This window comes from Pseudomonas sp. 3-2 (genome assembly GCF_019710535.1).
Classification (GTDB): domain Bacteria; phylum Pseudomonadota; class Gammaproteobacteria; order Pseudomonadales; family Pseudomonadaceae; genus Aquipseudomonas; species Aquipseudomonas pharyngis.
In genome coordinates this window covers 3,461,916-3,483,466 of record NZ_CP081200.1, presented here as the reverse complement: position 1 = coordinate 3,483,466, position 21,551 = coordinate 3,461,916, and the positions used below count along the sequence as shown (strand labels likewise).

Genomic DNA, 21,551 nt, shown 5'->3' with positions numbered 1-21,551 from the left:
GGCCGCCGAGAATCCAATGACAAGCCTTATTACTTATCCGCGCACGGCGGCTGAACTGAAAGCGGTCATCGCTCAAGGCTATGACGAAGTCATGAAGCTGATGCGCGATAACAAGCTGCGAGTCAACCTCAAGCGTTTTCTGCAAGTGTTGTTCAAGACACGCAGACATGACGATCAGACGCTGGAAATGTTCAATCAAAAACTGTTGGACTGGCAAGAGAAGCGAAGACAGGCCGGCGAGCCCGATGCCACTCTGGTCTACCACCATTCCGGTGTGCGTCTGCTGACCGGGTTTACTTTCGAGAATTTCAGGTTCGAAAAAAAGCTCGACCGCAATCAATACGACTACGAGCGTGACAAGCAGTATCCCAAGGTCAAGCGCCAGTGGCTCAAGGACATTGCGGTCAGCCATGCCCAGGTCTTGCGTAATGCCGGATTTTCCCAGGCGGTGATCGACAAGATGGCTCGCGACGGTCTCAACCCTGTCGTCGCGGGCAAGACCTATCAGGTGCACCATCGCAAGCCACTCGATGATAGCGGCGATAACAACACGGATAACTTCATCCTGATTCGCGATGATGTGGAGCATCGTGCGGTGCATGGCCATTACAATCCTGCGGAACTGAGCATTGACCGGCTCAAACCAGGCGAATGGGTAATGGTTGCGTTGCCGACGCCGCCGATGGATTCGATTGTCTACCCCAACCCGGCCATGAACTACGACTCGGAACGCGTGGCGAATGTCGATCTGCTGAGTATTTACGATGACCATTGAATCGTGGGTCGATCATATGACGGCCGATCTGCTGCCGAGCGAAGTGCCGGCCATTCCTCAACCCTGTTCCGAGCAAACTATCGAGGGGGCAGAGGCCGCTTTCAAACAGGCTTTCGGCATGGCGTTTCCCGAAGCTTACAAGCGGGTTCTACGAAGGGCGAACGGCGTTTTGCATAACGGTCTGATCATTTGGCCTGCCGCAACAGAGCCTCTGTTTCAGGAAACCTTGCTGGAAGCGAACAATGATTTGCGCGAAACCTTCAGCGCAGACTTCATCTATTTCGGGCAACTTGATGAAGAACTCTATGTCCTTGAGCTGGCCAGTCAGACCTGGTGCGCCATTGAGTTTGTTGGCAAGCCGATATGGAAACGCTTCAGGGACTCGTTGGAAATGTTCGAGTTCATGCTCGAGCGAGCGAACAATGCATAAACACCAGCAAGCCAACATCGTGATGTGGACTTGCCGGGGAAATGCGGACCAGCTGCCGGGGGATCTCAGTTCAGCCCGAGTTTGCCGCGCAACGTCGACAGGTCTTCCGCCAGGGTATTGACCGGGCCGACCAGCGCCTTGCGGTCGTTGTCCTTCACCTTGTCGTAAGTCTCGAAACCGCCGTCCCTGGTCTTGTACTTGGCCAGGATCTTGTCCACGGTGGCGAAGTTCTTGTCAACTTTGGCGACGAAGGCTTTGTCCTGTTTCTCGATCTGCGGACGGAACAGGTCGACGATTTTCTTCGCGCCGTCGATATTGCCCTGGAAGTCGTAGAGGTCGGTGTGGCTGTAACGGTCCTCTTCACCGGAGATCTTGGTTGCGGCAACTTCTTCGAGCAGTGCAGCGGCGCCGCCAACGACTTTTTCCGGCGGGAAGGTCAGGCCGGCGACGCGGGTTTGCAGGTCCTTCACGTCCTTGTTCAGGCCATCCGCCAGGGCGTCCAGATCCTTGGTGCTCTTTTCCGAGAACAGCGAGTACTCGATGCGGTGGAAACCGGTGAAGTCTTCGGCTTTTACGCCTTGCTCGTGGTCGTCTACGCGGGAGTCGATGGACGCGTCGAGGTCACTGAACAGCTCGGCGATTGGCTCGATCGACTCGTAATAAACGCGGGTCGGTGCGTAGAGCTTCTGCGCGGTGGCCAGGTCGCCTTTTTTCACTGCATCGGTGAACTGCTGGGTGTGGCTGGCCAGTTCATCCAGTTGTTCGGTGACGTAGATCTTGTAGTCCGACACCGGCCCCACCAGATCCAGAGGCGCGGTCGCGGCCAACGCCGACAGCGGGGTGTTGAGCAAACCAAGGGTCAGCAATAACGCGAGTGGCGTCTTTTTCATGGGGGCGGCTCCTGTTGAATGCTATGCAGTTGTTTTTGGTTGAGTAGCGTTGAGCAGCGAGCGACCGATGAAGTCCTTGTCGCCCGTGACACCCGGCAGGGTGAAGAAGTAACCGCCGCCGACCGGCTTGAGGTATTCCTCCAGCGGCTCGCCATTGAGGCGGGTCTGCACGGTGATGAAGCCTTTTTCCAGATCGGCCTGATAGCAAATGAACAAAAGGCCCATGTCGAGCTGGCCGTTCTTGTTCACGCCGTTGGAGTAGTTGAACGGCCGGCGCAGGATCAGGTTGGCCTGGCTCGCGGCGGTGCGCGGATTGGCCAGGCGAATGTGCGCGTCGAGCTTGGTCAGCTTGCCTTCCGGATCCTTGCTGTAATCCGGGACTTCGGTCTCATGGCTGGCGCCCATCGGCGCGCCGGTGGTTTTGACTCGGCCGATGATGCTTTCCTGTTCCTGCAACGGCGTGCGGTCCCAGCGTTCGACAAAGTTGCGGATGATCCGCACCGCCTGATAACTGCCGTGGGTGGCCCAGGCCGGTTCGTCGCTGCCCGGTTGCACCCAGACGATGCGGTCCATGGCCTTGCCGTCGTTGGAATCCGGGTTGGCCGAACCGTCGCGGAAACCCAGGAAGTTACGCGCCGATTGCGCCGGCACACCGGGCTTGGCCGGCGCTTGCGGCGGCACGCTGCCTTCCTGTTTCCAGCGCACCAGCAGCAGGTCCGGCAGGTTCTTCACGATGTCGCGCAGGGCGTGGATGTTGGTGTCGGCGGTGTTGGAGCAGAACTGCAGGCTCAGGTCGCCGTGGCAGCAATCGGCTTCCAGCGCATCGTTGGGGAAACCGACCATGTGCACCAGACGCTTGGGTTTGGCGGACGCGAGGCCGAAACGCTCATCGAACAACGATTCGCCGACGGACACGGTGATGGTCAGGTTGTCCGGTGTCACCACCGGGCCGAGGATGCCGGAATCCGGTGGCGGCAACTTCGGATCGATCTGCGCCACCGGGCCGCCCTTCATCAGGAATGCGATGCGCTCGTTGAGAGTGCGGAACAGACGCTCCAGGTCTTCACGGTCGCTGGCCAGCACATCGAACGACACCAGCATGCCGGCCGCCGGACGCGGGGTGACGATGCCAGTCTGGTGCACGCCATGGAAATCGTGGTGATCCTGGGTCTTGTCGCTGCTCGGCGCTTCGGTGACTTGCGCAGGGGCGGCGGCCATCGCCGGGCAGCTCAGGGCAGTACCGGCCAGTGCGACGCCGGCGGCGCCCATGCCCATCAGTACGCGGCGACGTTGCAGGTTGAAGTGTTCGGAATCGTTCATCGGTATTCGTCTTCTGCTTACAGGCCGGAGAGGCCGAGGGCGGGATCTATGGCGTCGAGGGCGTCGGCCAGAGCCTTGGCCTTGTCGGCGATCTGCTTGCGTTGCTCACCGTTAAGGGTGTCGTAACTGGCGTAGCCGTCCTTGACCTTGAAGCCGTTCAGCGTGGAATCGAAATCAGCCAGTGCGCCGTCGATTTTCGGTAGCAGGTCGGCGGCGGATTTGCTCAGCAGCGGGCGCAGCAATTCGACGACTTTGTGCGCGGTTTCCTGATTGGCTGCGAAGCCGTTGAGATCGCTGTGGCTGTAGCGTTCCTCTTCGCCGCTGGCGGCGCGCACGTCGGCGAGGGTGTTGAGGTTGCGCACGACGATTTCCACCAGTTGCTCCGGCGGCAGGGATTGGGCCAGCAGCTGTTGTTTGAGCGTGGTGACGTTGTCGAGCAAGCCTTGGGCAATCAGTGTCAGCCCTTCGAGTTTGCGTTGCTGGAACAGCGCGTATTCGAGGCGGTGGAAACCGACGAAGGCCGGATCCTGCTCGCGTTTTTCGAAGTAATCGGCGCGGGCGTTGATGCTGTTGTCCAGCTCTGCCAGGCGTTGTGCGGCGGGGGCCAGACGCTGGTACGCGGCACGGGCCGGCAAATACGACGCCTGGGCCTGGGCCAGATCGCCGCTGTCGATGGCTTGATTCAGCGCCGTCACGGCTTTGATCAGCGCGCTGCCCTGGCTGGCCAGGTAGACACGGAACTCCGACAGCGGCCCGACGAAGGCAACCATCGACGGCTTGGCCTTGGCGGCGGCATCGGAGGCGGCGGTTGGCGTCACGTGCAGGGTGCCGCGCGGGTTGCTCAGCAGGCCGCAGGTGATGGCGTAGTCGCCGGGTTGCAGGTTGGCGTTGATCACCTGGCTCAGGCCCGGCGCGATGTTCTCGCGCTCTTCGATCACCAGCACGCCGTCGAGGATTTCCCACTCCACCGCCCGGTCGGAGCGATTGACGATGCGGAAACTGGCGCGGCCGGCCGGCACCGTCAGGGCGTTCGGTTCGCAACTGTGCGGATGGATGTTGACCACCACTTCGTCACGGTTGTGCTGACGTTTGGCGGTGGCCAGTTTCGAGGCGTAGTAGAACAGGCCACCGGCGGCGATCATCACAATCACCGAACCGGCCACCGCCCAGCGCAAGGCGCGGGGAGGCGAGGCCTGAGGAATTTTAGGCTTTGACATGAAGGCCCTTATTGGCTGGAAACGGAAGACGATTGGGCAGCGGGTTTGGGTGCCGGCATGAAGAACATGACCAGCGCCACCAGCAGATAAATCAGGTACGCGCCGAGGGTGCTGACGGTCGGTGCATCCTGATAACCAAACATGCCGGTGAGCACCGAGCCCAGCGGGCCGTCCATCGGCAGCGTCGCGCTGAAGTCGAAGAGCACGGTTTGCAGGTGGTTCCACACCCCAGCTTCATGCAGGGCCTGCACCGAGTTGGCGAGAATCCCGGCGGCGACCACGAGGATGAACAGCCCGGTCCAGCGGAAGAACGCCGATAGATTCAAACGCATGCTGCCGCTGTAGATCAGGAAGCCGACGACGATCGCCAGAATCAGGCCGAGCAGGGCGCCGATCGGCGCGGCCGGGCCTTCGCTCTGCTGGAACACGGCGAGCAGGAAGAACACGGTTTCCAGGCCTTCCCGGGCCACGGCGAAAAACACCATGGCGATCAGCGCGATGACCTGATGCTTCGACGCGGTCAGCGCATGATCGAGGGAGGCTTGCAGTGAATGCTTGATCGAACGCGCCACTTTGCGCATCCAGAACACCATCGAACTGAGAATGCCCACAGCGACGAGGCCGACCACGCCTTCGAACAGTTCCTGCTGCTTTTGCGGGAATTCGGCACTGACCAGCTCCAGGCCACCGCCGACCAGCAACGCCAGCGCAGCAGCGAGAAACACGCCGATCCACACCGCCGGCATCCACTGGCCACGGCCGGTCTGTTGCAGGTAGCTGGCGATGATGCCAACGATCAGCGCGGCTTCGATGCCTTCGCGCAACATGATCAAAAAGGGAACGAGCATTCGGCGGTCACTGTGTAACGAAATGAGGTTACAAGTTGTAACATAATGAAAGTCATTCTCACATGGCATTCATTGACATTTAGCTGAACCTCAGCTGAACGAGTCTGAACATCCACGCCGCCCAGCCAGCTGCGCTAAGATGCCCGCCACTCGAACAACAACAGGATTGCGCGCGTTCCATGTCGGAAAAAGACACCATCGCCATTCAACTGGTGCGCGAAGCACTGCTGCAAAGTTGTGCCCCGGGCGTGGCCACGGAAGAAGTCTTGAGCAAGGTCGGGATCGATCCGGCGTTGCTGCCCACCGATGACGCCCGTGTGCCGGCCAGCCAGTACGCGCGGTTGTGGCGCCTGTTGGCGCGGCGCGGCGATGACGAGTTCTTCGGCATGGACCCGCGCAAGCTGAAATCCGGCAGCCTCGAATTCCTCTGCCGCAGCGCCATGGCCCAGCCGAACCTGGCGACCGGGCTGAGCAGCGGTTTGAATTTCCTGTCGTTGATGCTTGAACGCCTGCCGGCGCAACTGGTGCACCAGCAGAGTCTGGCGGAGATCGTGCTGCTGGAAGACGATCCGGAACCGCGTCGCGCCTTCACCTATTTCACTTACTGGATGATCGTCCACGGCGTGGCGTGCTGGCTGGCGGGGCGGCGGATTCCGATCCTGGCCATCGAGCTGCGCTGCCCGGCGCCGGATTTTTGTGATGACTATCGGGTGATGTTCTCGGAAAACCTGCGCTTCGACCGGCCACGCACGCGGATGATTTTCGCCGCCGACGTGCTGGATCTGCCGATCAAGCGCAGCGCCGAGGAATTGAAACGCTTCCTGGCCCATGCCCCGGCCAACATTCTGGTGAAGTACCGCGACCCGGAAAGCCTCGCCAGCCGGATCAAGCAGGATCTGCGGCAGCTGCCCGCCGAACACTGGCCGGAAACCGACGCACTGGCCCAGCAACTGTGCATGTCGGCCTCGACCCTGCGCCGACGTCTGGCGGAAGAAGGGCAGACCTATCAGGGTTTGAAGGACAGCGTGCGCAAGGAGCTGGCGATCACCTGGCTGGCGGAGCCTTCGATCAGTTTTGCCGAGATCGCCACGCGGCTGGGGTTTGCCGATGCCAGCTCGTTCTACAAGGCGTTTCGCAAGTGGTCGGGGACTAATCCTGGGCACTATCGCAGCTTGATCCTCAACGAAGCGTCCTGACCCACACCTCCCACCGTTGATTCTCGTTCCCACGCTCGGCGTGGGAGCGATCAAAGTCCGGAATCTTGGCCAAACCAGTCATCCACTTTGAGGGCTTTGACCATTGCCGCAGCCGGCGTGCGGCGCGAGTATTCCTCTGTTGTTTACGGTTCCCCAACCTAATAAGAACAGAGGGATTCTGGCAATGCGCGATTACTTGTCTGCCACCGCACAGTTTGATTATCAGCACACCGTGGATGCCGCGCTCAGCGGTACGCTCGAGGCGCTCAACGCTTGCGTCGAATGTTGTGACCGCCACGCCTTGCCGGGGCGCATCGCCCTGTTCTGGGAAGGCCGCGATGGCACCAGTGCGACGTACACCTTCAGCGACCTGCAGGACAAAGCCGCGCGTTTTGCCAATTTCCTTCTCGCCCAGGGCGTGCAGAAGGGCGACAAGGTCGCCGGCCTGTTGCCGCGCAATATCGAATTGCTGATCACCGTGTTCGCCACCTGGCGCATCGGCGCGGTGTATCAACCGCTGTTCACCGCGTTCGGCCCCAAAGCCCTCGAACATCGCCTGAACAGCTCCGGCGCCAAAGTGGTGGTCACCGATGCCGCCAACCGGCCGAAACTCAGCGAAGTCGCCGATTGCCCGACACTGGTCACCGTCGGCGGCCCGAAAGGCCAGGGCATCGTCCGTGGCGATTTCAGTTTCTGGGCCGAGTTGCCCAACCATTCCAGTGTCTGCGAACCGCTGATGCTGACCGGCGAAGACCCGTTCCTGCTGATGTTCACCTCGGGCACCACCGGCCCGTCGAAAGCGCTGTCGGTGCCGCTCAAGGCCATCGTGGCGTTCCAGAGCTACACCCGCGATGCCGTGGACCTGCGCCCGGAAGATGCGTTCTGGAACGTCGCCGATCCGGGCTGGGCCTACGGCATCTATTTTGGTGTGACCGGCCCGTTGTCGATGGGCCACCCGATCACGTTCTACGATGGCCCGTTTACCCTCGAAAGCACCTGCCGGGTGATCAACAAGTACGGGATCACCAACCTCACCGGTTCGCCCACGGCGTATCGCCTGCTGATTGCCGGTGGCGATGAGTTCGCCAGGTCGATCAAGGGCAAGCTGCGCATCGTCAGCAGCGCCGGGGAGCCGTTGAACCCGGAAGTGATCCGCTGGTTCGCCGACAACCTCGGCGTGGTCATCCACGATCACTACGGCCAGACCGAACTGGGCATGGTTCTGTGCAACCACCACGGCCTCGAACACCCGATCCACCTCGGTGCCGCCGGTTTCGCTTCGCCGGGCCATCGCATCGTGGTGCTCGACGAGCAGAACAATGAACTCGGCGTCGGCCAGCCCGGCATCCTCGCCATCGACCGCACGCAGTCGCCGATGTGCTGGTTCGCCGGCTATGAAGGCGCACCAACCAAGGCTTTCGTCGGCGATTACTACCTGAGCGGCGACACCGTCGAGTGGAACCCGGACGGCAGCATCAGCTTCGTCGGCCGCAGCGATGACGTCATCACCACTTCCGGCTACCGGGTCGGCCCGTTCGACGTGGAAAGCGCACTGATCGAACACCCGGCCGTGGTCGAAGCGGCAGTGGTCGGCAAGCCCGATCCGGAGCGCACCGAACTGGTCAAAGCCTTCGTCGTGCTCAACCCGCAATACCGCGCCGAACCAGCGCTGGCCGAAGAATTGCGCCAACACGTGCGCAAGCGTCTGGCCGCGCACTCGTACCCCCGTGAAATCGAATTTGTCAGCGAGTTGCCGAAAACCCCGAGCGGCAAATTGCAGCGCTTTATCTTGCGCAACCAGGAAATCGCCAAGGCTCAAGAGGCCGCGGCGCACACCGTTTCAGCTTGAATCAGGAAGTCAGTCATGCAGATCGAGAACAAGGTTTTTATCGTCACCGGCGGCGCGTCCGGCCTGGGTGCCGCTACCGCTGAATTGCTGGTGAACGCCGGCGGCAAAGTGATGCTGGTGGACATGAACGCCGATGCCGTTTTTGCCCAGGCTCAGCGCCTCGGCGCGCAAAGCGTGGTTGCCGACATCAGCAACGAAGCCGCCGCCGAAGCCGCCGTGCAGGCGACCGTTACAGCCTTCGGCAGCCTGAATGGTCTGGTGAATTGCGCCGGCATCGTTCGCGGCGAGAAGATCCTCGGCAAGAACGGCCCGCACGCCTTGTCCAGCTTCGCTCAGGTGATCAACGTCAACCTGATCGGCAGCTTCAACATGCTGCGTCTGGCAGCGGCAGCGATTGCCGAAAGCGAAGCCAACGCCGACGGCGAGCGTGGTGTGATCATCAACACCGCGTCGGTTGCGGCGTTCGACGGCCAGATTGGCCAGGCCGCGTATTCCGCGTCCAAAGGCGCCATCGCTAGCCTGACCCTGCCTGCGGCCCGTGAGCTGGCGCGCTTCGGCATTCGCGTGATGACCATCGCTCCGGGCATTTTCGAAACCCCGATGATGGCCGGCATGACCCCGGAAGTGCGCGACTCGCTGGCCGCCGGCGTGCCGTTCCCGCCGCGTCTGGGCAAACCTGCCGAGTACGCCGCGCTAGTGCGGCATATCATTGAAAACAGCATGCTCAATGGCGAGGTAATCCGTCTCGACGGTGCCTTGCGCATGGCCGCCAAGTAAGGAGGATTTCCCATGACCATCTCCAACGATCCGATTGTCATCGTCAGCGCCGTCCGCACCCCGATGGGCGGTTTCCAGGGCGAACTGAAAAGCCTGACCGCGCCACAACTCGGCGCGGCGGCGATCAAGGCTGCGGTTGAACGCGCCGGTGTCGCCACCGATGCGGTCGATGAAGTGTTGTTCGGCTGCGTATTGCCTGCCGGTCTCGGTCAGGCACCTGCGCGTCAGGCTGCGCTGGGCGCCGGGCTGGACAAATCCACCCGCTGCACCACGGTCAACAAGATGTGCGGCTCGGGCATGGAGACCACCATTCTGGCTCACGACATGCTGCTGGCCGGCAGTGCCGATGTGGTGATCGCCGGTGGCATGGAAAGCATGTCCAACGCGCCGTACCTGCTGGACCGCGCCCGTGCCGGTTACCGCATGGGCCACGGCCGGGTGCTGGATTCGATGTTCCTCGACGGCCTCGAAGACGCCTACGACAAGGGTCGTCTGATGGGCACCTTCGCCGAGGATTGCGCCGAAACCAACGACTTCAGCCGCGAGGCTCAGGACGCTTTCGCCATCGCCTCGACCACCCGCGCCCAGCAGGCGATCCAGGACGGCAGCTTCAAGGCCGAGATCGTTCCGCTGACCGTGACCGTCGGCAAAGAACAAGTGATCATCAGCAACGACGAGCAGCCACCGAAGGCCAAACTGGACAAGATCGCTTCGCTGAAACCGGCGTTCCGCGAGGGCGGTACGGTAACTGCGGCCAACTCCAGCTCGATCTCCGACGGCGCTGCTGCGCTGGTGCTGATGCGCCAGTCGCAAGCGCAGAAACAGGGTCTGAAACCACTGGCGGTGATTCACGGCCACGCAGCCTTCGCTGATACCCCGGGCCTGTTCCCGGTGGCGCCGATTGGTGCGATCAAGAAGCTGATGAAGAAAACCGGCTGGTCGCTGGATCAGGTCGATCTGTTCGAGGTCAACGAAGCCTTCGCCGTAGTCGGCATGGCGGCGATGACGCACCTGGAAATTCCTCACGCCAAGCTGAATATCCACGGCGGCGCCTGCGCGTTGGGTCATCCGATCGGTGCGTCCGGCGCGCGGATTCTGGTGACCTTGCTCTCGGCCCTGCGCCAGAAAGGCCTGAAACGCGGCGTTGCGGCGATCTGTATCGGTGGCGGTGAGGCCACGGCGATGGCCGTGGAATGCCTCTACTAAAGCTCGCGCATCTCGAATTGTGGGGGCGGGCTTGCTCGCGAAAGCGTCCTATCAGCCAACACTCACTGTGCTGATCCACCGCTTTCGCGAGCAAGCCCGCTCCCACAGGGGATAGACGGTGCCAATGAATAAGGATTCACCATGATTCCCAATGACGACCAACAACAAATCCGCGACATGGCCCGGCAGTTTGCCGAGGAACGGCTCAAACCGTTCGCCGCCGAGTGGGATCGCGAACACCGCTTCCCGAAAGAAGCCATCGGCGAAATGGCCGGGCTGGGCTTCTTCGGCATGCTGGTGCCGGAGCAGTGGGGCGGTTGCGACACCGGCTACCTGGCCTACGCCATGGCCCTGGAAGAAATCGCTGCCGGCGACGGCGCATGCTCGACGATCATGAGCGTGCACAACTCGGTGGGGTGCGTGCCGATCCTCAAGTTCGGCAACGACGACCAGCGCGAGCGCTTCCTCAAACCGCTGGCCAGCGGCGAGATGCTCGGAGCCTTCGCGCTGACCGAACCCCAGGCCGGTTCCGACGCCAGCAGCCTGAAAACCCGTGCACGGCTGGAAGGCGATCACTACGTGCTCAACGGCTGCAAACAGTTCATCACTTCCGGGCAGAACGCCGGGGTCGTGATCGTGTTTGCGGTCACCGACTCGAGTGCCGGCAAACGCGGGATCAGCGCTTTCATCGTGCCGACCGACTCGCCGGGCTACAAAGTTGCCCGCATCGAAGACAAGCTCGGCCAGCACGCCTCGGACACCTGCCAGATTCTGTTCGAAGACGTGAAAGTGCCGGTGGCCAACCGGTTGGGCGAGGAGGGCGAGGGCTACAAGATCGCCCTGGCCAACCTCGAAGGTGGCCGTGTCGGTATCGCTTCGCAATCGGTGGGCATGGCCCGCGCCGCGTTCGAAGCGGCGCGCGATTACGCCCGCGAACGCGACACCTTCGGCAAGCCGATCATCGAGCATCAGGCCGTGGCCTTCCGTCTGGCGGACATGGCGACTCAGATCGCCGTGGCGCGGCAGATGGTGCATTACGCCGCCGCCCTGCGCGACAGCGGTCAGCCGGCGCTGGTGGAAGCGTCGATGGCCAAACTGTTCGCCTCGGAAATGGCCGAGAAGGTCTGCTCCATGGCATTGCAAACCCTCGGCGGTTACGGTTACCTCAGCGACTTCCCGCTGGAGCGCATCTACCGCGACGTGCGGGTCTGCCAGATCTACGAAGGCACCAGCGACATTCAGCGCATGGTCATTTCGCGCAATCTTTGAGAAGGAATCTGCACATGAGTTACGAAACGATTTTGCTGGAAACCCATGGCCGCGTCGGCCTGATCACCCTTAATCGCCCGCAGGCGCTGAATGCCCTCAACGCGCAGCTGGTCAGCGAAGTGAACCGCGCGCTCGATGGTTTTGAAGCCGACGCGAATATTGGCTGCATCGTCATCACCGGCTCGACCAAAGCCTTTGCCGCCGGCGCGGACATCAAGGAAATGGCCGATCTGACCTACCCGCAGATCTACATGGACGACCTGTTCAGCGACAGCGACCGCGTAGCCAACCGGCGCAAGCCGATCATCGCCGCAGTCAACGGTTTTGCCCTGGGCGGCGGCTGTGAACTGGCGCTGATGTGCGACTTCATCCTGGCCGGCGACAATGCCAAATTCGGCCAGCCGGAAATCAACCTCGGCGTGCTGCCGGGCATGGGCGGCACCCAGCGCCTGACGCGCGCGGTGGGCAAGGCCAAGGCCATGGAAATGTGCCTGAGCGGCCGCATGATCGACGCGGTGGAAGCCGAGCGCTGCGGCATCGTTGCGCGGATCGTGCCGAGTGCCGAATTGCTGGACGAAGCGCTGAAAGTCGCCGCAGTGATCGCCAGCAAATCGCTGCCGATTGCGATGATGGTCAAGGAAAGCGTGAATCGTGCATTCGAAGTGAACCTGACTGAAGGCGTGCGCTTCGAGCGTCGGGTGTTCCATGCGGCGTTTGCGACGCAGGATCAGAAGGAAGGGATGGCGGCGTTTGTGGCCAAGCGTGCGCCGGAGTTCCAAGGCAAATAACGCGGCGCTTCCATCGCCAGCAGGCTGGCTCCCACATTGGATCTGTGATTACACAAATCCCTGTGGCAGCCAGCCTGCTGGCGATGCTTTTAGAGCTGGTAGTTCTTCAACTCCCGAGCAATCACCATTCGCTGTATCTCGCTCGACCCCTCATAAATCTGGGTAATCCGCGCATCCCGGTAGTACTTCTCAACCGGGTAATCCTCCAGATACCCATACCCGCCATGAATCTGAATCGCTGACGAACACACCTTCTCGGCCATTTCCGACGCAAACAGCTTGGCCTGCGAAGCCTCCGACAGACACGGTTTGCCCGCCGTGCGCAGCCGCGCCGCGTGCAGGATCATCAAGCGGGCCGCGTTGATCTGCATCTGCATGTCCGCCAGCAGGTTGGCGATGCTCTGGTGCTCGACAATCGCCTTGCCAAACTGCACCCGATCACGGGCATAACCCAGCGCCGCCTCGAACGCCGCACGGGCGATGCCCAATGCTTGCGCGGCAATACCGATGCGTCCGCCTTCAAGGTTGGAAAGGGCAATTGCCAAACCTTTACCGCGTTCACCCAGCAGATTGGCTTCAGGAATGCTGCAATTGTTCAGCGTCACCGCGCAGGTGTCGGAAGCACGAATGCCCATCTTGTGTTCGGTGCGATCAACGATGAAGCCCGGCGTGTCGGTCGGCACCAGAAATGCCGAGATGCCACGCTTGCCCAGATCCGGATCTGTCACCGCAAACACGATCGCCAGCTTCGCCCGCTTGCCGTTGCTGACAAATTGCTTGGCGCCGTTGATCACCCATTGCCCGTCGCGCAGTTCGGCGCGGGTGCGCAGGTTGTGGGCTTCGGAGCCGGCCTGGGGCTCAGTCAGGCAGAAGCAGCCGATCACCGCGCCGCTGGCCAGATCCGCCAGCCAGGTCTGTTTCTGTTCTTCGCTGCCGTAGTTCAGCACCGGGCCGCAGCCTACCGAGTTGTGGATGCTCATGAACGCGCCGGTGGCGCCGTCACCGGCAGAAATCTCTTCCACTGCCAGCGCATAGGCCACGTAGTCGACGTACGTGCCGCCCCATTCTTCCGGCACCACCATGCCCAGCAGGCCGAGTTCGCCCATCTTCGCCACCAGACCGTCATCGATCCAGCCGGCCTTTTCCCAGGCTTGTGCGTGGGGCGCGATTTCGCCGCGGGCAAAGTCCCGGGCCATGTCGCGGATCATGACCTGGTCTTCAGTCAATTCGAGATCGTGCATGGCTCAGCTCCCGCTCTCTGCGAAACCGTGGAAGAAACTTGCGACCTGTTCGGCGTGCAGCGCGGCCAGGGTCGGCGGATTCCAGCGTGGTGATTTGTCTTTGTCGATCAGCAGGGCGCGCACGCCTTCGATCAGGTCGCCACGTTCGAACCACTGGCGATCCAGATGCAGTTCGAGGGCGAAGCACTGTTCCAGGCTCAGATGGCGGCCGCGACGGAGCATTTCCAGGGTCACACCCATGGCCAGCGGCGAGCGGGTTTCCAGCAGGTCGGCGGTGGTGGTTGCCCATTCGTGGCTGTCGGCGACGGTCACGGCGCGCAGTTGCTCGACGATGCTCGGCACGTCCGGCAACGCAAAGAAGTGGTCGATGGCCGGGCGCAAGGCTTCAAGCGGCGCATCCGGCAGGGTTTGCACGGCGTGGCGGGCTAACAGGTTTTGCAGATCCTTGAGCGGCGTGTCGTGCCATTCCAGGTGATCGAGTTGTTCGTCGAGGATGCCGAGTTTGCTGCTCTCCAGATACCAGTCGGCCAGGCCGCAATACAGCGCATCTGCTGCACGGATCTGCACGCCGCTGACGCCCAGGTAAATCCCCAGCTCGCCGGGTATCCGTGGCAGGAAATAACTGCCACCGACATCCGGGAAGTACCCGATCGCCACTTCCGGCATCGCCAGACGGCTCTTCTCGGTGACCACCCGCAGATCGGCACCTTGCACCAGCCCCATGCCGCCGCCGAGAACGAAACCGTCCATCAGCGCCAGCACCGGTTTGCGGTAATGGTGGATTGTCAGGTCGAGGGCATATTCCTCGACGAAGAAATCTTCGTGTAGCGTCTCGCCGCTTTTGAAACTGTCGTAGAGCGAGCGAATGTCGCCACCGGCGCAAAAGGCTTTTTCGCCGGCACCGCGCAGCACCACCGCGTGGATATCGGCATCGGCGGCCCAGGCGTCCAGATGCCGCTGGAGCTGGCGCACCATGTCGAGGGTCAGGGCATTGAGGCCGGCGGGGCGGTTGAGGGTCAGATGACCGATGTGATTGCGAACCTCGGCCAGCACTTCGTGCGGCGTGGCATCCATGGACGAAGTCCGCGGGGATGAAGCCTGAGCAGTCATCACTAACTCCCTGCTTTTATTGTCTTTATTCGAGAAGCTCGCGCGCGAGCGTTAGCGGATCGTAACAGTGCAAATTTGCCGTGTACAACGGGGATATGTGCATGGGCTGTCTGCATTTTTGCCTTGTCTGGAAAGCTGCTTGCAGGCGTTGATTCCAGTCCCTGCCGTCATTCGCCGCGAAGCTGTGCTTGAAGGGTCCGGGCGCAAAGCAACAGGGCGCGCCTGGCCTCTTCATGGGCGGCGGGGTAGTTCATGAAACCGTGACGCATCCCCGAAAACTCTTTGTGTTCGACAGTGACACCTGCTGCTCGCAATCGCCTCGCGTAGGCACGGCCTTCATCCCGCAGAACGTCAAGTCCGCAGGTGATGATCAACGTCCGGGGCAATCCACGCAGCGAGTCACTGAGCAGGGGCGACAGCCGTCTGTCCACGCGCGATGTACCGGGCGGCAGGTAGTGACCGAGGTACCATTCGATCATGTCTGTGGTCAGTCCATGTCCTTGCCCGAATTTCGTGTGGGAGCGGCGGCGTGTGTGGCAATCGAGCAAAGGGTAAAGCAGCAACTGAGAGCAGATACCTGGCTTGTCACATTCAGCGTCGCGCTGGCTGATGACGGCGGCCATCCCGCCTCCTGAACCACCTCCTGCGACTGCAATGCTTGAAATATCCAGTCCGCAATCAACGCCTTGCCGTGTCACCCACTTGAAAGCTGTCCAGCAGTCTTCCAGAGCTGCCGGAAACAAGTGTTCCGGAGGGCGGGCGTAATGAACGGCGACCACGGCGCAACCAGCCCACTCACACATCAACCGGCAGAATCCGTCATGCGTGTCCAGGTCTCCCGTGACCCACCCCCCGCCATGAAAGAAAACCAGCACGGGAAATGGCCTCTTGCCGGGTGGCGTGTAGAGGCGCAGCGGCAGTGACCGGCCATGGCTTTGAATCGCCAGGTCATGAACGCAGGTGACTTGCGCCTCACGCAACGCCGTTCTGGCGTCCTCTACAGTCAACGAGGTTTCATCCATGGCCGCAGCTCCTGCCCGAACGGGCCTCTGCCTCGATCTCGATAACGTACTCAGGGCTGACCAGTCGAGAGACTTCCAGCAACATTGTCGTCGGTGGATGCCCTTCGAAAAACGCTTTGTGCGCCCGCGCGATTTCTGGCAAGTTATCCATATTGGTGGTGTACATGCGCGTGGCAATGATGCGGGTACGATCCTCACCCAGTTGCTTCAGCGCCTGTTCGATGATTTTCAGACATCGCCGTGTCTGGGCGTACGCATCGCCAGGTTTGAAGGGCTTGCCGTTTTTGCGAAATGCCACCGTCCCTCCGACCAGAATAGTGTTGCCAGCCTTCACGGCTCTGCAGTAACCGGCGAGGCGTTCCCAAGGTGCTCCGGAATAAACACGTTTGAATTTCATGACTCAGGCTCCTGTGCCCAGATCGACTGGAAGTGTCTTCAAACCCCGGAATTGCAGGTTGCTGTTGCGCCACGTAGCAGGCCGGTGCGTGATGAGATGCAAGTCGGGGAAGCGTTGCAACAGCGAGGTGAATACGATCTTGGCCTCTAGCCTGAATAGCACCGTGCCCAAGCAAAAATGTTCGCCTCTTCCAAACGTCAGGTGATCGCACTTTGGGCGACGAATATTGAACTTGTCGGGATTGGGGAATTTTGTCGGATCACGATTGGCTGAGGCTCGTATCAAGTAAGCCAGCTGCCCCTTTTTCATCGTGACGTTGTCAATGGTGACGTCCTCCATGAGCACCCTGTGGCTCAAGGAGCCGGCAGGGTCGAAGCGCAGCATTTCTTCAATGAATGAGTCGATCAGTGTCGGGTCAGCCTTCAGGGCCTTGAGTTGTTCGGGATGCTTTAGCAAATGCAACAGGCCGAGACACAGTTGGTCTGCACTGGTGGTGTAACCCGCAACCAGAATGAACACGATCTGTGCCAGCACTTCATCAACACTGGCGGCGCTGTTCTGGCCACTCTCCAGTACCCGACTCACGAGGTCATCTCTGGGTTGCCTGCGCCGCTCTTCAATGAGCTCAGCGAAAAAGGCGTACATTTCCTTGATGCCTTCCAGGGCCTGATCCGGCCCCTGATCCGCATCCTGGCTGCCGCCGAGAAACATGACAATGTCTCGCGTCCAGCGTCGAAGCTTTAGCGCGTCATCCTCCTCCATGCCGTAAAGCCAAGCCAGAATCAGGGCTGGAATCCGGTCAAAAAGCCTGGCTTTCAAATCGGTCTGTCCGCGCAGCCTCGACAGTTCGCGATCAGTGATGTCTTGAATGATTGTCCGCAAGGATTCGATGGAGCGGGGTGTAAAGGCATTGCCCAGCAATTGACGACTGGCCTTGTGAACTGCGCCATCCTGGGAATACATCCATCGGGACGCCAGTTTGATGAATTCGGTCAGATGCGTGCGTTTGTTTTCAGGCACCCGCGCGTCGATCAGTTGTTGCATGCGGTTTGACGAAAAACGCCGGGCGTCAGCTTGTGCAGCGAAAACATCGCAATGACGCGTCAGAAACCACGCCTGCAAGTGTTCGCACCAGTAGACCGGTTGATGTTCCCGCAGCCAGGCATACGCCCGGTAAGGGTTGCGAATCGTATTGCGGTTCGAGAAATCCGGCTCCCTTTCGTACAGCGGTTTCGTGAAGTGTTTTATGTAGTCTTTTTTGTCGATGGGGGCACTGACCAGCTCTGACGGTGGTTTGAGCAGCTTGTTTATCAAGCTCAGTCGAGCTTCGGTGGCGTTCTGCTCCAGCTCGGTGTTGGCAGCGAGCCCCCATTGGTAAAGTTTCGGGGAAAAGACGTGGACGATGTCCTCGAATATCTCGGATGACACAAGCCTATTGCGTTTACCTTCGTCGATTATCAGATCCAGCGCTCGAGCGTAGGTGAGCGCTACAGCCTGACAATGGGAAAAATCACCGGCACGGCGGCACTCATCAACAATTGAAGATTCAATTTGCTGTGCGATGTTGTCAGAGGCAGACCGCGGCCGGTTTATCGCGTCCCGGGCAACCTGACAGCACAGGACATTGTTATCACCAGCAAAGGTGGTGCTGATCTCGTGATCCATGCACAAGGTGACGATCTGGTTGTGATGGTGAAAACCCTGCGAACCACAAAGCTCTCTGCATGCCCTCATGACCTCCAGACCCAGCCACGTGCCGACAATTTTGACGATGGCGGCAAGAATATGCAGTTCTGTCCGTCTGGCCGGCTGATGCCAGTACGCTTCGAACCGCGACAGCACCGCCCGCTCCAGCATCTTCAGGGCCAGCACCTTGAGTTGTTCGACATACAGGCGTTGTTGGAACAGTGCCTTGGTCAGAAGAGACTGGCTGCCTTCGTTACCCTTGAGCAAACGATTCAAGCCGAAACGATACGTCAGGTAAACACACATACTGGCGCCACCACGAGCGGCAGCAATAAGGAAAAGGCGTTCCTGGATGAATGTCTGCATCGCGCTTTTCAAGCGTTCTTTTGGCGGGATGTCGCTGCTGAAATCACCTTGCGCAGAGAACCTGGCATAGCGTTGCATCAGCGCGCCCAGCGGCAACTTCATTTTGCTAAAGCGGATGCCGGCGACTTGATTGGCGTGGATCCCGCCCTTGGGATCGCAAGTGGTAATCCTGACGCCTGGCAAAAGCGGGCCATTTTCTTCCTCGCGAATTCGCACGCGGAACCAGTGCAACCCCTCATCCACACCTTTGACCATCAGACGCCCCAGTACCATGACCACCACTGCTGCGTGCAGGGCGTTGCCGATCCAGAACTTGCAGGACTGTGCAGTGGGCGAGTTCAGAATCAGACAATGTTTGTGAGGGGCATGGGTGATTGTGGTTTGCAGGTTGCCAACATCGGAGCCGCTGGCGATCTCCGTGCAGCCAAAAGCGTAAACCGCATCCAGCTGACAGATCTCCTGTTGATACTGCGCGATCTGGTTCTGACTGCCATGGGCAAAAAAAGCGTCACCGGCAATGAAGTGGTCGACGATGCAGGCAATCAGTGAATAGTCCCAGGCGCCAATAAGCGCTGCACGTTCAAGCATCAACCGGAATTCAGACTGACGGGGTTGGCCCAGCCACATGGCATTAGTCATGAGCCCGTTACCGATGATCGCGCGCATACGATCGATATTCAGATCCATATATTCGCGCAGAGACGCGCGATGGCGCTTCTCGGGGTCGAACAAGGGCGTTTGCAGCAACTTCAGCAGTGGGTCGCTCATGAAACGTTCCTCTCGCAGATTTCGAAACCATGGATTCGAAAACCACCAGATTCGCGGAGCTGGCGAAAACACGCTGGCCCGCCAGTGAAAAGCGGGGCATCCGGGCGGACTGCAGGTTACGCGGGAACTGCGATGTTTGAGGAAAGTAACGGTTCAGTCAAAGCGCAAAGCCAGCTCGCTTCTCAACAACGTTGAGCGTTCTTCCATAGCCAGACTACCGATGTCATCGCTACTGGACATTACTGCGGGCCAGACTTCCAAGTGAAAAGCAGACAGATCTGTGCGGTACAAGGTTGAAAGGTAGACGTTGGCCATGTCTTGGCAAGGGCGCCCGACAACCTTCGGTCGGATCACGTCTTACCGGCGTCCACTCAGCACTTCACCAATACTCCGCCGTTTGGCATGCAACTCACTGGCATGAATCAACTGTTCCAGATCCTCCGGCGTGACATCGATGAACGCCTCCATATCGGCCAGTGCCAGTTTCAGATCTTCGGCCGTGATGGACTGAATATCCACCGGCGCCACGGCCGGCGCCGGTTCGGCGGGGCGTTTCGGGTAGCGGATGCGGGTGAGGTTGTTGTAGGCCAGGGCGGCCAGCAGCAGGCAGGCGGCGCTGAGCATCACCGGTTCCAGGGCTTTCCAGTCCATGGCGATGGTCATCGGATCGGCCAGCACCATCGTCAATGCCACGGCGCCGGCCGGTGGGTGCAGGCAGCGCAGCCAGCACATCAGGATCAGCGCCATACCCGCCGCAAGGCAGGCGCTGCCGAGGGTTCGGCCGAGGACGTGGGCCACCAGCAACGCGACGACGCCTGCGCACAGGTAGCCGCCGATGATCGACCATGGCTGGGCGAGGGCGCCGGAGGACACCGCGAACAGCAACACTGCCGAAGCGCCCAGCGGGCCGATCAGGTGGTAGGCCATTTCAATGCCGAACACCTGACTGCACGCCCACACGCTGAACAACGTGCCCAGGGCCATGCCGATGGCGGCGCGGCTCCATTCGGTGGGACGGGTGTTGATGGCGGCGGGCAACCAGCGAGCGAGCATGCAGAATCGATCCTTTGCGAAATCCGGGGCAAAAAAAAGGACTTGTCCGTAAACGCGGAAAGTCCTTCGAAGTGTTCCAACTATTGGGGGAGGAACGCGCACAGTGTGCCAAGCAATCACGATGCTGACAAATTCATATAAATGCAGTTTCAGTGCATTATTTATGCAGTAAAGCCACGCGCCGCCCACTCATGAAACACAGAATCCCGCCCATCGCCGTCAGTGCGCTGAGGGCGTAGAACATGGTCGGCGCAGGCGTATGCATCAGCAGAAAGCCGCAAATCACCGGGCTCAGCGCGCCGCCGAGGGCCGCCAGGTTCTGCGCGCCGTAATAGCTGCCGCGCAGTTCTTCCGGGGCCAAAGTGTCGACGAACAGAAATTCCGACGGGTAAATGATCATCTCGCCGAGGGTGAAGATGAACATCGCGATGCACCAGGTCACCAGGCTGTCGGCCAGGCTGAAGCCGATCAATCCAACGATGAACAGGCTGGTGCCGGCGGCGATCCAATAGCGCAGTTTTTCCCGGTTGAGGAAGCGACCGATCTGGTATTGCAGCAGGATCACCGCGATGGCGTTGCAGGCGAGCAGGGCGGCCATGGTTTGCAACGCGCGCTGCGAATCCTCGACCACCAGCAGGTATTGCGACAGGTACAGGGTGAAGCGGCCGTGAACCACGGTGCTGAGCAGACAGCCGCAGGTGAACATGATCAGCGTGCGGTCGTTTTTCAGGGTGATCAGGGTTTTCAGGAAGCTTTGCGGCTGGCCGATGGCGGCGACCGGGCTGGCATCCTTGGGAATCCCGATCATCAGGAAGATGCTGCCGAAAGCGATGCCGGCGGCAATCAGGAACGGCGCAATCGGGTAGACCCCGGCGATTACCACGCCGAGCATCGGGCCGGTGGCGTAGCCGATATTGGTCAGCGTATAGCGCAGGGAAAACGCCTTGGCCCGCTGGCCCATGGGCAGGTTTTCACTGAGGATCGCCTTGGAGCCGATCAAGAACAGCGCCGAGGCGGTTTCGGTGATGACCAGGGTTGCGGTGGTCAGGTAGAGGTCTTTGGCGAAGGTCAGCAGCACGAAGCCGATGGCGCTGGAGAGCATCGCCAGAATCAGCAACCGGCGCTTCTCGAGCCGGTCGATGATGTAGCCGCCGTACAGCGCAAGCAGGGTGGCGATGAACACCGCGATGCCCAATAACAACCCGACGTCCTGTTGGTTGAGACCGAGCTTGTTGCTCAGAAACAGCGTGAGCAACGGACTGGTGATGGCGCGGCTGACGACGATGGTCAGCGAGACGATCATCAGGCGGCGGATAACGAGCGAGTAGGTGGCCACGGAAAAT

Annotated in this window: 19 protein-coding genes; 8 read left to right on the top strand and 11 right to left on the bottom strand. The window is 60.5% G+C overall.

Going from position 1 to position 21,551, the window contains the following annotated elements; genetic code table 11:
- The first annotated feature begins 16 nt into the window (after positions 1-16).
- Together K3819_RS15645 and K3819_RS15640 are read left to right on the top strand one after the other, a co-directional pair.
- On the top strand, positions 17-775 hold the full coding sequence (locus K3819_RS15645; protein ID WP_221397414.1) for a hypothetical protein: 759 nt from the start codon (positions 17-19) through the stop codon (positions 773-775).
- Positions 765-1,205 carry an SMI1/KNR4 family protein gene (locus K3819_RS15640; protein WP_221397413.1) on the top strand — a complete coding sequence of 147 codons (441 nt, stop codon included), beginning with the start codon at positions 765-767 and terminating at the stop codon, positions 1,203-1,205. Before K3819_RS15645 ends, K3819_RS15640 begins: the two co-directional genes overlap by 11 nt.
- Positions 1,206-1,270: 65 nt before the next feature.
- Here K3819_RS15640 and efeO (K3819_RS15635) read toward each other — a convergent pair whose 3' ends face one another.
- Genes efeO (K3819_RS15635) through efeU form a run of 4 tightly spaced genes read right to left on the bottom strand, consistent with a single transcriptional unit; the run spans position 1,271 to position 5,480 of the window.
- Positions 1,271-2,095, bottom strand: a complete 825-nt coding sequence (efeO, locus tag K3819_RS15635; protein ID WP_085610380.1) for an iron uptake system protein EfeO — start codon at positions 2,093-2,095, stop codon at positions 1,271-1,273.
- A gap of 21 nt (positions 2,096-2,116) precedes the next feature.
- Positions 2,117-3,415 carry an iron uptake transporter deferrochelatase/peroxidase subunit gene (gene efeB / locus K3819_RS15630; RefSeq protein ID WP_221397412.1) on the bottom strand — a complete coding sequence of 433 codons (1,299 nt, stop codon included), beginning with the start codon at positions 3,413-3,415 and terminating at the stop codon, positions 2,117-2,119.
- 17 nt (positions 3,416-3,432) lie between these two features.
- On the bottom strand, positions 3,433-4,632 hold the full coding sequence (gene efeO, locus K3819_RS15625) for an iron uptake system protein EfeO (protein WP_221397411.1): 1,200 nt from the start codon (positions 4,630-4,632) through the stop codon (positions 3,433-3,435).
- 8 nt (positions 4,633-4,640) lie between these two features.
- Positions 4,641-5,480 carry an iron uptake transporter permease EfeU gene (gene efeU, locus K3819_RS15620; RefSeq protein ID WP_221397410.1) on the bottom strand — a complete coding sequence of 280 codons (840 nt, stop codon included), beginning with the start codon at positions 5,478-5,480 and terminating at the stop codon, positions 4,641-4,643.
- Between the two features lie 179 nt (positions 5,481-5,659).
- On the opposite strand from efeU, the gene K3819_RS15615 reads away from it, so the two are divergent.
- The 6 genes from K3819_RS15615 (at position 5,660) to K3819_RS15590 (ending at position 12,565) form a co-directional block, all read left to right on the top strand.
- Entirely contained in the window at positions 5,660-6,676 is a 1,017-nt protein-coding gene (locus K3819_RS15615) for an AraC family transcriptional regulator (protein WP_221397409.1), read from the top strand.
- 184 nt (positions 6,677-6,860) lie between these two features.
- Positions 6,861-8,525 carry an AMP-binding protein gene (locus K3819_RS15610; protein ID WP_221397408.1) on the top strand — a complete coding sequence of 555 codons (1,665 nt, stop codon included), beginning with the start codon at positions 6,861-6,863 and terminating at the stop codon, positions 8,523-8,525.
- A gap of 15 nt (positions 8,526-8,540) precedes the next feature.
- Positions 8,541-9,302, top strand: a complete 762-nt coding sequence (locus tag K3819_RS15605; RefSeq protein ID WP_221397407.1) for an SDR family NAD(P)-dependent oxidoreductase — start codon at positions 8,541-8,543, stop codon at positions 9,300-9,302.
- 12 nt (positions 9,303-9,314) lie between these two features.
- Positions 9,315-10,508, top strand: coding sequence for an acetyl-CoA C-acyltransferase (locus tag K3819_RS15600; RefSeq protein WP_085610375.1), 1,194 nt, complete (start codon positions 9,315-9,317; stop codon positions 10,506-10,508).
- Between the two features lie 141 nt (positions 10,509-10,649).
- Positions 10,650-11,777: an acyl-CoA dehydrogenase gene (locus tag K3819_RS15595; RefSeq protein ID WP_085610374.1), complete on the top strand. Its 1,128-nt coding sequence runs from the start codon at positions 10,650-10,652 to the stop codon at positions 11,775-11,777.
- Positions 11,778-11,791: 14 nt separating this feature from the next.
- Positions 11,792-12,565 carry an enoyl-CoA hydratase gene (locus tag K3819_RS15590; RefSeq protein ID WP_221397406.1) on the top strand — a complete coding sequence of 258 codons (774 nt, stop codon included), beginning with the start codon at positions 11,792-11,794 and terminating at the stop codon, positions 12,563-12,565.
- An 89-nt stretch (positions 12,566-12,654) separates the two neighbouring features.
- On the opposite strand, the gene K3819_RS15585 is transcribed toward K3819_RS15590, so the two are convergent.
- The 7 genes from K3819_RS15585 to K3819_RS15555 form a co-directional block, all read right to left on the bottom strand.
- Positions 12,655-13,806, bottom strand: a complete 1,152-nt coding sequence (locus tag K3819_RS15585) for an acyl-CoA dehydrogenase family protein (protein WP_039768643.1) — start codon at positions 13,804-13,806, stop codon at positions 12,655-12,657.
- 3 nt (positions 13,807-13,809) lie between these two features.
- The gene (locus tag K3819_RS15580; protein ID WP_221397405.1) at positions 13,810-14,916 is read right to left on the bottom strand and encodes an enoyl-CoA hydratase/isomerase family protein; all 1,107 of its coding nucleotides are present in this window, start codon (positions 14,914-14,916) and stop codon (positions 13,810-13,812) included.
- Positions 14,917-15,083: 167 nt separating this feature from the next.
- Positions 15,084-15,938, bottom strand: coding sequence for an alpha/beta hydrolase (locus K3819_RS15575; protein WP_085610372.1), 855 nt, complete (start codon positions 15,936-15,938; stop codon positions 15,084-15,086).
- Positions 15,931-16,335, bottom strand: a complete 405-nt coding sequence (locus K3819_RS15570) for a RidA family protein (RefSeq protein ID WP_221397404.1) — start codon at positions 16,333-16,335, stop codon at positions 15,931-15,933. The genes K3819_RS15575 and K3819_RS15570 overlap by 8 nt, the downstream gene beginning before the upstream one ends.
- Before the next feature lie 3 nt (positions 16,336-16,338).
- Positions 16,339-19,155, bottom strand: a complete 2,817-nt coding sequence (locus tag K3819_RS15565; RefSeq protein ID WP_085610370.1) for a cytochrome P450 — start codon at positions 19,153-19,155, stop codon at positions 16,339-16,341.
- 357 nt (positions 19,156-19,512) lie between these two features.
- On the bottom strand, positions 19,513-20,208 hold the full coding sequence (locus tag K3819_RS15560; protein ID WP_221397403.1) for an HPP family protein: 696 nt from the start codon (positions 20,206-20,208) through the stop codon (positions 19,513-19,515).
- A 157-nt stretch (positions 20,209-20,365) separates the two neighbouring features.
- The gene (locus tag K3819_RS15555; RefSeq protein ID WP_221397402.1) at positions 20,366-21,544 is read right to left on the bottom strand and encodes an MFS transporter; all 1,179 of its coding nucleotides are present in this window, start codon (positions 21,542-21,544) and stop codon (positions 20,366-20,368) included.
- Between the last annotated feature and the right edge of the window lie 7 nt (positions 21,545-21,551).

Bases quoted from the DNA above. Each gene is read 5' to 3' on its own strand.
- K3819_RS15610 (WP_221397408.1), top strand. From the start codon at position 6,861: ATGCGCGATTACTTGTCTGCCACCGCACAGTTTGATTATCAGCACACC.
- K3819_RS15585 (WP_039768643.1), bottom strand. From the start codon at position 13,806: ATGCACGATCTCGAATTGACTGAAGACCAGGTCATGATCCGCGACATG.
- efeB (WP_221397412.1), bottom strand. From the start codon at position 3,415: ATGAACGATTCCGAACACTTCAACCTGCAACGTCGCCGCGTACTGATG.
- K3819_RS15570 (WP_221397404.1), bottom strand. From the start codon at position 16,335: ATGAAATTCAAACGTGTTTATTCCGGAGCACCTTGGGAACGCCTCGCC.
- K3819_RS15595 (WP_085610374.1), top strand. From the start codon at position 10,650: ATGATTCCCAATGACGACCAACAACAAATCCGCGACATGGCCCGGCAG.
- K3819_RS15645 (WP_221397414.1), top strand. From the start codon at position 17: ATGACAAGCCTTATTACTTATCCGCGCACGGCGGCTGAACTGAAAGCG.
- efeU (WP_221397410.1), bottom strand. From the start codon at position 5,480: ATGCTCGTTCCCTTTTTGATCATGTTGCGCGAAGGCATCGAAGCCGCG.
- K3819_RS15565 (WP_085610370.1), bottom strand. From the start codon at position 19,155: ATGAGCGACCCACTGCTGAAGTTGCTGCAAACGCCCTTGTTCGACCCC.
- K3819_RS15575 (WP_085610372.1), bottom strand. From the start codon at position 15,938: ATGGATGAAACCTCGTTGACTGTAGAGGACGCCAGAACGGCGTTGCGT.
- K3819_RS15580 (WP_221397405.1), bottom strand. From the start codon at position 14,916: ATGACTGCTCAGGCTTCATCCCCGCGGACTTCGTCCATGGATGCCACG.
- efeO (WP_221397411.1), bottom strand. From the start codon at position 4,632: ATGTCAAAGCCTAAAATTCCTCAGGCCTCGCCTCCCCGCGCCTTGCGC.
- K3819_RS15560 (WP_221397403.1), bottom strand. From the start codon at position 20,208: ATGCTCGCTCGCTGGTTGCCCGCCGCCATCAACACCCGTCCCACCGAA.
- K3819_RS15605 (WP_221397407.1), top strand. From the start codon at position 8,541: ATGCAGATCGAGAACAAGGTTTTTATCGTCACCGGCGGCGCGTCCGGC.
- K3819_RS15615 (WP_221397409.1), top strand. From the start codon at position 5,660: ATGTCGGAAAAAGACACCATCGCCATTCAACTGGTGCGCGAAGCACTG.
- efeO (WP_085610380.1), bottom strand. From the start codon at position 2,095: ATGAAAAAGACGCCACTCGCGTTATTGCTGACCCTTGGTTTGCTCAAC.
- K3819_RS15590 (WP_221397406.1), top strand. From the start codon at position 11,792: ATGAGTTACGAAACGATTTTGCTGGAAACCCATGGCCGCGTCGGCCTG.
- K3819_RS15640 (WP_221397413.1), top strand. From the start codon at position 765: ATGACCATTGAATCGTGGGTCGATCATATGACGGCCGATCTGCTGCCG.
- K3819_RS15600 (WP_085610375.1), top strand. From the start codon at position 9,315: ATGACCATCTCCAACGATCCGATTGTCATCGTCAGCGCCGTCCGCACC.